A 10,652-nucleotide genomic window follows, 5' to 3' on the forward strand; every position below is an offset into this window, starting at 1 on the left:
AGATTTGTTCTCTCCACCTCCTCGATCCGATCTCCTTGTGTGTCCTATGAGTGAATTGATTATCAGTGTCAGTGGTCTTCGTGGCATCTTGGGTGAGACCTTGACGCCCGAAGTCGCCGTGCGTTTCGCGGCCGCGTTCTCGGCATCGATGCCCGAAGGCAAGATCGTGATTGGACGCGATGGACGCACGACGGGACCGATGCTTCGCAGTGCCATTGTTTCCGCACTGACGGCCTCCGGACGCGATGTGATTGATGCGGACGTCGCCGCGACACCCACCATCGGCGTGCTGGTTCGCGAACTGGGAGCCGTCGGGGCGATCGCGATCTCGGCCAGCCACAACCCACCGGAATACAACGGGATCAAATTGTTTGGTGGCGACGGGCGAGTCCTCGACGCCGAATCCGGAGCCAAGATTCGAGACGCCTACTTTGCGGGCACCAATCGATGGGCCACCTACGACCAGATCGGTGAGGTCAGTTCCGTCGAAGATCCCCACGCCGCGCACCTCGAGAAAGTGCTGGCGACGGTTGAGGTCGATGCGATCAAGGCCAAACAATTTCGCGTGCTGATCGACAGCAACCACGGTGCGGGCGGTCTGCTCGGCGTGCGATTGCTCGAAGCGTTGGGGTGCACCGTCGAAGCGATGGGGCACGAACCGACGGGGAAATTCGCTCACACGCCCGAACCCACTGCTGAGAACCTGCAAGGCATTTCCGCGGATGTGACGGGACGCCAGTGTGTGGTGGGGTTCTGCCAAGACCCCGACGCGGATCGCTTGGCGTTGATCGACGAAACAGGACGCTACATCGGCGAAGAATGCACGCTGGCGTTGTGTGTTCGGCAAGCCATGGAAACCGGTCGCACCTCAGGTCCGATCGTGATCAACGGGGCGACCAGTTCGATGAGCACGTTGATCGCAGAGCAGCACGGCGTCGAGACGTTTCGCAGCGCGGTGGGCGAAGCCAACGTTTGCGATTTGATGATCGCGAAGAAGGCCGCTTACGGTGGCGAAGGCAACGGCGGTCCGATCGATCCCACGGTGGGTTACGTTCGCGACAGCTTCGTTGGCATGGCGCAAACGTTGGCACTCTTGGCGCGAACCGGAAAACCATTGAGCGAACTGGCCGACGAGCTTCCGCAGTTGAGCATCCACAAGAGCAAAGCCGGTGTGTCAGCCGAACGTTTGCCGGCGGTCTTTGACAAGTTGGAAGCCAAGTTCACCGACGCGGAAGCAACCCGTGGCGACGGAATGCGTTTGCAATGGTCGGATCGTTGGCTGTTGGTCCGCGGCAGCAACACCGAACCGATTGTCCGCATGATCGCGGAAGCCCCCACGGCGGACGAAGCATCGTCGCTGTGTGACCAAGCCGCTGAGTTGCTGGGTTAACTCACCGTAGGCCAGGTTCCACCTGGCGATGCTGATTGGCCGGCCAGATTCACGCTCGCCGACCGAGCGTTGGGACGCCTCGCTTTGTGCCAAAGCATCGGCTGAGGTGCCAGGTAATGACCTGGCCTACTTGGTGCACAAACAACGTCGCCGGATTCGCCAGAATTCGGATTCTAACAAGCTCGCGTGCGTTCCGAATCCTTGGCGAATCCGGCGACGTGGTGTCAGGTCACGGTGGCGAAGATCGTCCAGACGCCGGTGATCAGCATCGCGATGCCGGACAACCACAGCATCCCATCCCACAGTTTGCCAGGACGCAGGCCGTCGACCGATCGTTTGTAGCGGAACCAAATGGCCGCCCCAGCGATCAGTGGCAACACCACGCCCTGGGTGACGCCGCTGATCAACACCAGTTTCGCCGGGGACGGGAACGCGATGTAGAACCCCAGGCTCATGATCGGGAAGAACGCACCGAGACCGCGGACCCATTTGTCTCGCGTCGCCTGGCTGTCGTCGATCCATCCGACGACTCGCAGCGCATCCGAGAACACGCGTGCGTGCCCGGCGCAGGCGACGAAGAATGTGCTGTACAGAACCGCGATTGCGCCAAACAGAAACAACGCCGCCGCCCAGTTGGAGAACACAGGCACATACATCACGGCCAGCGTTCGGACCAAATCCGACTTCTCTGGGTTCAACCCGACACGGTGCAGCACCGCGGCGCCGAGCAAGTAAAACGCGACGGTTGCAAAGGTGTAGACCAGCATCGATCCCCAGGCGTCGACCTGCATGACTCGCATCCATCCCGCCGCACGCTCACGCCACTGTGGTGTGCCATCGTTTTTGCCGGTGAACTTGGCATAGCCTTTTTCGAGGCACCAATACGGGTACGCGATCAACTCGCCGGCACCCACACCGATGATGCCAAACGTGGCCAAGGCGGTCGCCAGCGCTGTGCCGCCGTTTTCTGAGGCGGGCAGGGCCCCCTTCAATCCGGAGAAGAATTCGCTGGCCGTGACGCGGTAATCGACCTCGCCCTGCAACAAGAACAAGTTGATCAGGGTCAGCAACGTGAACGATCCGACCAGGACCGTGCTGAAGGTTTGAATCAACCCATACCGACCGACAAACAACAGGATGCTGGTCGCGATCGTGATGACCGTTGCCCAAAGTTTGATGTCGGGCGGTTCGTTTTTGCCGTGTTCCAGTTCGTGCGCCAACCGCAACGCGACCACTTCGGCTTCGCGGTGGTCGAGTTCTTGGAGACGCGTGGGGGCTTCCTCGGTGGAACGCTCGGATTCGGATCGGACCGCGTAGCGTTCGAAGGTCAGCAACTGCTCCGCGTCGGCGACTTGGTTTTCTGAGACGCCGTGAGCGGTCGCTGGCATGGTGAGTGCGACCGCTTGGCCGACGCTGCCGACGATCCCGCCTTGTTGACCGATGCTGGCCAACCACATGACGGCCCAGGCCCAGACCAGCCAATTGCCATGGCGTCCCAGACGCGGGCCCGGCAGTTCGTTGAACGCTTGCAGGGACGTCTTGCCGCTGGTCAGCGTGTATCGCCCCATTTCGACCTGTGTGAAAACTTTGACCACGCATCCCAGCAGAATCAGCCACAGCAGGGTGAACCCGGCTTCGGCACCGGTTTTCGTGGTCGCGATCAATTCTCCGCTGCCGACGATCGAACCAGCGATGATCAGCCCTGGACCGATGTTGGTGAGGATCCGCCACCAGTGCGTGGGCGGATCTCGGCGTTCCGATTCTGGGGATTTCAAAACGTGCTCGCGTTCGACAACAGAGGTGGGATGCAGGGGGGAAAGCTTGATATAGTAGCACCACCATGCCACGCGATGAAAATCAACTCGATGCTGAATCCCAGCGACCGCTCGACACCACCATCGGTGTTGTCACGCCGGAGAACATTGCGTTTGAGTATCAATTGGCCGGTCCATTTCGGCGGCTGCCGGCTTACATCATTGATGTCTTTGTGCGAGCCGCGGTGATCGCCGCGATCGGGTTGTTCTTGCTGCTGTTCATCGGCCTGTCGGGGTTGCAAAGCCTTGGTTCCTTCGCCCTCGCGGCGGGAATCATCAGCTACTTTCTGGTCAGTTGGTTTTATGGGGCGGCACTGGAAGCGTTTTTCAATGGCCGTACCGTTGGGAAATGGGCCTGCGGCATCCGGGTGATTGATGTCGATGGGTGCCCGATCAATGGGAAACGAGCGGTGCTTCGCAATCTGCTTCGGATCGCCGATTTGGCGCCCGTCGCGGCGCTGAGCAGTGTGGATGAGAGCATTCCGCCCATGTTTTTGATTCCCACGGGCATGGTGGGGCTGATCTGCGTGATCAGCACGCGCCGGATGCAGCGATTGGGTGACATCGCCAGCGGCACGATGGTCATCATCGATGAAAAAACGTGGCAATTGCCGGTTGCGAAAATCGATGATCCCCGGGTCGCACCTCTGGCCACGTTCATTCCCGGCGACTACGCGATTTCGCGAAGCATGGCCAGGACGCTGGCCATTTACGCGGAGCGACGGCACTACTTGACCCCCGCACGACGCCGAGAAATCGCCCGGCACCTGACGATTCCTTTGATCGATCGATTTGAGTTTCGGCCCGACATTGACGCCGATTTGTTGATGATCGCACTGTATTACAAGACATTCTTGGCGGAACGAAACGCGGAACCCGCGGATTTGGGGCCATTGGCCGGCTACAGCCCTCTGATTCGGGACATGGTTGCCCCGGCGACAACCGCTTAGAAACGCCTCGTTGATGACTGGCGTGGTGGGCGAGGTGACGAGTCCTCTCGTACGCGAACCAGGCGGCTTGTGGGCTGTCGGTTTGGGCGTCAACGACGTTTTAACGCAAGTGGGATGGGCACTCTTGCCCGTCAGAGTGATGGATATCGGCCAACCAACAACGAAATCCAGAATCCGGTGAGCGAAGGACTCGATGTGGTCCCTCGCTCACGCGTCGGGTTGTGATTTGCACTCGGTTCTCGCAGGAAGCACTGAAACACCAGCGAGCTTGTGCCGAAATCGAAGCGCGTTCGGGCCCGTTCCCTGCGACTGGTGTTTTTGTGTTTCACGCCGTCGCGGGTTCGACTTGCGACGCCGTCGCCGTTTTCGCTATCGTCGCGCGTTGAGAATGCCCCGAAACCGCGTTCGAGGCACCGACGACCCGCGACAAGAGCAAGGACGCGATTGTGGCCCCACAACCTCAACCAAATCACGGCACGTCCATTTCGACGTTGACGCCGCTTTCGCCGTTGGACCAAATTCGTTTGGTCCGTGAGACGATGCTGCGAGAAGCCGACGCCATCCAAAAAGCCGCCGCGATCGCTTCGTCCGATGCCGCGGAAGCCGCCGCTTGGATCAGTCGCTGCGAAGGATCGATCATTTTGACCGGGGTCGGGAAAGCTGGCTTGATCGCTCAAAAACTGGTCGCAACGTTGGCCAGCACCGGATCACCCGCCCACTTTTTGCACCCCATCGAAGCCGTGCATGGTGATTTGGGACGCGTGCAGTCCAAGGATTTGGTGTTCGCCTTTTCGAATTCTGGACGCAGCGAAGAAGTCGTTCGCGTGGTCGAGTACCTGAAACATCAGGCCTGCGGCATCATCGCCGTCACCGCAGACCGAGAGAATCCGCTGGCAATGCTGGCGGATCATGTCGTCCCAATCGGACGCCACCGCGAGGCCTGCCCGGATGGGTTGGCTCCCACCAGTTCCACGTCGGTGATGTTGGCTGTTGGAGATGCGATCGCGGTCTTGGCGTCACGACTGTGCGGGTTCACTCCCGATGATTTCGCTCGTTTTCATCCCGGCGGTGCCTTGGGACGAAAGCTGGCCGATGTGCGGCAAGTCATGCGTCCACTGTCCGAATGCCGGGTTGCGCCGCGAACGATCTCCATTCGCCAAGCCATGATGGTGGGTGGTGCCGGACGTCGAAGTGGGGCGATTCTGTTGCTCGACGAAAACGACCGACTAGCCGGGATCTTCACCGACAGTGATCTCGCACGGTTGTTGCAACAGCGTCAAGAAACCAGCTTGGACGAACCGATCGAACAGTTCATGACCAAGCAACCGATTTGTGTCGCGGACGACGAGCGTCTGCCGCGGGCAATTGAGATTTTGTCAGAACGCAAAATCAGTGAATTGCCCGTGGTGGATTCGGATCAACGCCCCATCGGGGTGATCGACATCACCGACTTGGTCGCGACGGGCGATGTTCGCCAAATGACCCCCACCATCCCCGTCTCAACCTCGTCCAATCAAGACGACTCATCCGGTGAAGATGGGCCTCGCTGTATCCCCATCACTTCTGGAGACTGATTTGTCCTCTCGCCATCCAATGATTTCAGATCGTGACATCGCCGGCAAAATCAAATGCATTTTGTCGGACGTCGATGGCGTGTTGAGTGATGGGAAACTGTATTACGACTCCACCGGAGCAGAGACAAAAACGTTTCATGTTCGCGACGGGTATGGCATCAAAGCCTGGATGAATGCGGGACTGCAGTTTGGGATCATCACGGCTCGTCACAGCGACGCCTTGGCGCGTCGGGCCAAGGAATTGGGCATTGAGCATGTCGTGCAGAACTCCGGCGACAAATGGCAATCCGCGACCGAGATGATGTCGGTGATGAAGGTCACCCCGGAAGAGGTGTGTTACATCGGCGATGATGTTCCCGACATCACGGTGATGCGCCGGGTGGGGTTGGCCGCTGCACCGGACGACGCCGCCATTGATGCTCGCGAGGCCGCGCACTGGATCACGCGTTTGCCGGGTGGAACGGGCGCGGTTCGTGAATTGATCGAACGTCTGATGCGAGCCGGAAACACTTGGCCGTCCCTTTCGAAAGACCCTCCATGCTGACGCAGTTGCGCGACTACTTGGTCGGCCTGTGTGTGTTGGTGGCAGCGGCCGGTCTCTATCAAGTCACCGTGGCGGCATGGCTGACGCCGCCCGAAATCGTCGCTGCGCCCGTCGCTCCCACCAAAGTGAGTGGTGGCGATGGCAACTTGGATGACTTGTTTGCTGAAACGGATTGGCAACGCGGTCGCACGATTCGTTTGAAAACAGACGACGGGATGCTGCTGTGCCAAGAATGCACCCAAAAAGACGGTCAGACGTGGGAACTCAAACCGATCACGATCGTCATCGGTCGCGGCCTGAATGAGGATGGTTCGAAAGAGCCGATCTTGATCACCGCCTCCGAGGGTGCTTCGATCAAATTCGATGCCCCGTTGGATGTGATGAGCGGTGTCGCACCTTCGATCGAACGCGGTCAACTTCGCGGCGAAGTGATCATCCAGCGATCAACCCTGCCCACTGGCGACGCGGCCGAAATCGCTTCGTCGGCCTACCAGGTGCGTGGGATCGCCGCCGAGCCTCCGAATCCCAAGGACGCAGGGGATTCCGTGCTGCACATTCGGACGTCCAACGTCGGCATCGATCGCCGCACGATTTGGACCAACGACCCCATTCACATGCAGGTCGGACGGGCCACGATGATCGGGCGTGTGCTGACCTTGCACTTGGCCGCATCCGCCGGCCGATCCAACGACGTCACCGGCACCTTGGACCGCATGGAGTTGGTGTACCTGCAGAAACTAACGTTGCCACTGGATGACCCACACGACCCGTCACAAGACGATCGCAAGGGCGTGGTCGAAGTCCGTTGTGGCAACATGATTCAGTATGACTTTGCGCTCGATCAATTGAGTCTGAATCAAGACGTGGAACTGATGCGATTGCCCGCGTCCGCGATCGAAACGGCCAACCAGATTTCGCCACCGCGAGAAGATTGGATCGACCGCTTTCGTTGTGACTCGTTGGTGATGACGCTGCGTGACCCCCTGAACTCGAAGTTGCGGCGTGATGACGCCATGGACTGGATCGATCGCGTCGAAGCGACCGGTTCTCCCGTGCAAATGGACATTCGGTCACAAGCGTTTGGGATGACCGCCGGCCGGGTTCTGTTCGATCCGGTGGAAGGTTGGTTGATCGCGGATCCCGTTTCGGCCGGCGATGTCGCTGGCGCGGTTCAGCCAAACAGTGCGGCGGCCAATGATCCCAACCGAGACTATGTGCGACTGCAGCGTGGCGACTTGGAAGGCTTTCTGTCGCAGATCCGGTATCGATTCAATCCGGCCGAGCCCAAGCAATTGGGAACCATCACGGTCGAAGGTAGCGGACGGGTGTTTCACCATGCCGCGGATTCCGCGTTGCGTTCGTTCGCTTGGCAAGACGGATTGCAAATTGAACCGCAAGGCATCGCGACCACCGATCAAATGCAGGTCAAATTCGCGGTCTGGTGCGAAGGCCAATTGCAGGCGATGTTGGCCGATGGCGGATCCTTCTTGGCCGACCGCGTCGAAGGCATCCTGAGTCCCGTTGCCGATGTCAAACCCAAGCGTTTGGGGGATTCTCAAAACTCGGAGGGTTCCTTGGACCAAAAATGGTTGCCGGAAAGCCTGGCAGCAATCGGCAACGTGCAAATCAATTCGTCGTCGTTGCGTGCCCGCACGAATCGCATGCATCTTTTCTTTCAACATGGAAAAGAAGCCCAGAACGGACAAGGGAATCAAGAGAGCGACGATCCGATCCGCAATTGGGTCCGGCAACCTGATTCGTCCAACACCGCCGTTCGTGATCGTTCGAATCCAAACCCGTCTCAGCCAGCGACGATCCGTGGTGACATGGTGGCGGCGACGTTGTCGATGGACGGTGGAGACTTGACCGCAACGGACCTCAGCGTGACCGGCGGAGTCGAAGTCACGCATCCCATGAAAACTCGCGTTGCGAAGACACCGATTCCTGACAGCGGTGCGAGCACCGTTCCGGCGACCTTGTTGGCCACACTGACGGGAGAGAAACTGCGTTTTCGGGATGGTGGTGGCAGCGATGTGATGGAACTGACTGGCACGCCCAGCGTTCCGGCACGACTTCAGATGGGGGACGGCTATTTCATTGGTCCTCAAATCCAAGTTCGACCGGAAGACAACTTTGTGTGGGTCAATGATGCGGGGCAGTTTGTGCTGCCATCGCACATGTTGCCATCGCTTTCGGTCGCTTCTCGCAACCCATCGCAATCGACGGCGCGGTGGTCGCGGCCCCCACGTTGTCGCTTTGGTGGTTCACTGACGTTCGACGGAAAGGTCGCGACGCTTGCGGGCGGCGTGGTCCTCGACACGGTGATCACCCAAGACGAATCGACCAACGAGATTCAGATGCGTGGCGATCAGTTGATGTGGACGCTGACCGACCCGATCCACCTGCGAACACCCGCCAGTTTCAAAAAGTCCGGCATCGCCGAAATTGCATTGGTGCAAACCGGATCGCAACCGGTGGAATTGACCGTGGACCAATTCGCTCGCGATGGTGTGCATGAGTCGCGGCATCATCTGCAAACCTCTCGCCTCGCGTGGGTGCCGGGGGCGGATCCCAACCCAGCCGTGCAGAACGCCGCCGGTGTCGCTCCGGTTTCGACCAGTGAGGGTGCCTCGGGAATGATCATCGCGCCGGGCCCAGGTTCTTATCGAGCTTGGTTGCGGAACGCGAAAGGCGGCAATTTGTTGACCAGCAATGCGCCTGCCAATTCCCATCCTGCGAGCAACGCCACGGGCTCACCAAACGGTGCACCGGATTCGCGATCGTCGGCTTGGAACCCCGGCATGATTGAGGACCCGAATGCTTCGGCCTCGGGAGCGGGAGAACGCTCCGAGCCGACGATCATGGGCGTGCACCTGATCTTCCAGGAATCGATGCAAGGCGACTTGCTGGCCAAAACGTTGACGTTTCGTCGAGGCGTGCGAGTGGCCCAGCAAAACCTGCCGGACTTTGAGACGTTGATGGACGCCAGCCGAATGGATTTGTTGTCGGAAGGCGAATCCACCATCGATTGCGATGCCCTGCGAATCGCGGTCGATCCCAGTGTTCCGTTTCGGCAACGCACCATGGGCACGACCACCACCGCGTGGGAAATCGAGGCCTCGGGCGGGGTGTTGTTTCGAACTCGGACCGATAAATCGGCGTTCACGGTCACCGCCGACCGCTGTGGCTACGCCGCGGCCAAGGACTTGTTCACAGTGTTTGGGGCACCCACGCGTCCGGCTCGATTGCAGCAAACGACGGCGCTCGGCAAGCCTGGCCTGAATCTGGAAGTGGGCCACGCCACGATGCGATTGAAGACGATGGAGATTCTGTCGATGCCGACTTTCAAGGTGTTGCCGGGCGACATCTCTTCGCTGAACAATCGACCCGCTCAGAGATAGTCGCCGGATAAACGGAACAACTGGTACGAAGATTGCATTTATGGAGAGCATTCTCTGCATTCAATCCTGTGCTGGCCCGCTTGCTCGTCGTGCACACCAATTGGGGTGCAGAGTTGTCATGTCGATTTTGAACGGGTGAAAACCCTGCGTTCACCGCTCCATCCCACCACGGGCACCGAAGTCATGAGCCAACTGTTGGAAGCGACCCAGTCTGAGTGTCAGGTCCAGCGCACGCTGCAGCGCATCGAGGGCATGTTCCAGGAGCACGAGTCACTCGGCCGCCATGCGAGCAAGTTGAAGATCACCGTCCAAGAATCGAAGGTCGTTTTGGGCGGCACGCTGCCGAGTTTGGAATTGAGACGGCAATTGGTGCCTTCAATCCGCCAAGCCGGAGTCCTTTGGCGAATCGACAACAACGTCGCCGTGGAAAAGCCCGCTTCCGTCGCAAGAGCATCCTGAATTCCCTCCTGCGATTATTGGAACGCAATCGTCTGATGCAACAGATTCGCAACCACTCCAAGTTGCGAGAGATGCATTTTCAAATGGGCTGCCGGATGGTGCCATCCACCCACCATGCAGGGAAATTCGCCCCGGAGGGGCCGACATCGGTAGCTCGGGGCGGAAGCCCCGGGACCGTTGGTGCCCCCTCACGATGTCGCCCCGGACGGGGCCGTCGTGGATGATGTGGCTCGGTATCGGCACGAAATGGCTGGCACGATCTGCCGCTCCGTGACGATTGCGCGGACGTGTTGCCCAATCGAACGTTGGGGCGGTGATATGCCGGTGACCTTGCGGCCGGTGCTGTTTGTGTCCAAGCGGCCGAACCGCGGAGCGGTGACAGAGGAATCCAAACTGGATGTTGTTGCTTGGTTTGTTTTCTGCCGGCTGTCGTCGCTGCTATGTAGGTTTTTTCGTCAAGGGTGAATTTTGGATCTCGCTGGGAGATTCCGATCTGCATCGCAAGCTGCTATTCGATCGT

At 59.3% G+C, this 10,652-nt stretch carries 7 protein-coding genes; 6 read left to right on the plus strand and 1 reads right to left on the minus strand.

Annotation, left to right across the window (positions count from 1 at the left end; translation table 11 throughout):
- Nucleotides 1-46 precede the first annotated feature (46 nt).
- A complete protein-coding gene (glmM, locus tag RISK_RS27760) occupies nucleotides 47-1,390 on the plus strand; it encodes a phosphoglucosamine mutase (RefSeq protein WP_047817571.1) in 1,344 nt (447 codons plus the stop codon).
- Between the two features lie 224 nt (nucleotides 1,391-1,614).
- On the opposite strand, the gene RISK_RS27765 is transcribed toward glmM, so the two are convergent.
- Nucleotides 1,615-3,237 carry an Nramp family divalent metal transporter gene (locus RISK_RS27765; protein WP_047817572.1) on the minus strand — a complete coding sequence of 541 codons (1,623 nt, stop codon included), beginning with the start codon at nucleotides 3,235-3,237 and terminating at the stop codon, nucleotides 1,615-1,617.
- On the opposite strand from RISK_RS27765, the gene RISK_RS27770 reads away from it, so the two are divergent.
- From RISK_RS27770 to RISK_RS27790, 5 genes are all read left to right on the plus strand, one after another.
- Nucleotides 3,231-4,154, plus strand: a complete 924-nt coding sequence (locus tag RISK_RS27770) for an RDD family protein (RefSeq protein ID WP_047817573.1) — start codon at nucleotides 3,231-3,233, stop codon at nucleotides 4,152-4,154. The two genes, RISK_RS27765 and RISK_RS27770, sit on opposite strands and share 7 nt — an antisense overlap.
- Nucleotides 4,155-4,600: 446 nt before the next feature.
- Entirely contained in the window at nucleotides 4,601-5,728 is a 1,128-nt protein-coding gene (locus RISK_RS27775; protein WP_236696784.1) for a KpsF/GutQ family sugar-phosphate isomerase, read from the plus strand.
- A 19-nt stretch (nucleotides 5,729-5,747) separates the two neighbouring features.
- Nucleotides 5,748-6,272: a KdsC family phosphatase gene (locus RISK_RS27780; RefSeq protein ID WP_047817575.1), complete on the plus strand. Its 525-nt coding sequence runs from the start codon at nucleotides 5,748-5,750 to the stop codon at nucleotides 6,270-6,272.
- Nucleotides 6,266-9,673 carry a hypothetical protein gene (locus tag RISK_RS27785; protein ID WP_047817576.1) on the plus strand — a complete coding sequence of 1,136 codons (3,408 nt, stop codon included), beginning with the start codon at nucleotides 6,266-6,268 and terminating at the stop codon, nucleotides 9,671-9,673. Before RISK_RS27780 ends, RISK_RS27785 begins: the two co-directional genes overlap by 7 nt.
- Nucleotides 9,674-9,808: 135 nt before the next feature.
- Nucleotides 9,809-10,132 carry a hypothetical protein gene (locus RISK_RS27790; RefSeq protein ID WP_236696786.1) on the plus strand — a complete coding sequence of 108 codons (324 nt, stop codon included), beginning with the start codon at nucleotides 9,809-9,811 and terminating at the stop codon, nucleotides 10,130-10,132.
- The last annotated feature ends 520 nt before the right edge of the window (nucleotides 10,133-10,652 follow it).

Source organism: Rhodopirellula islandica (assembly GCF_001027925.1).
GTDB classification, from domain to species: Bacteria; Planctomycetota; Planctomycetia; order Pirellulales; family Pirellulaceae; genus Rhodopirellula; species Rhodopirellula islandica.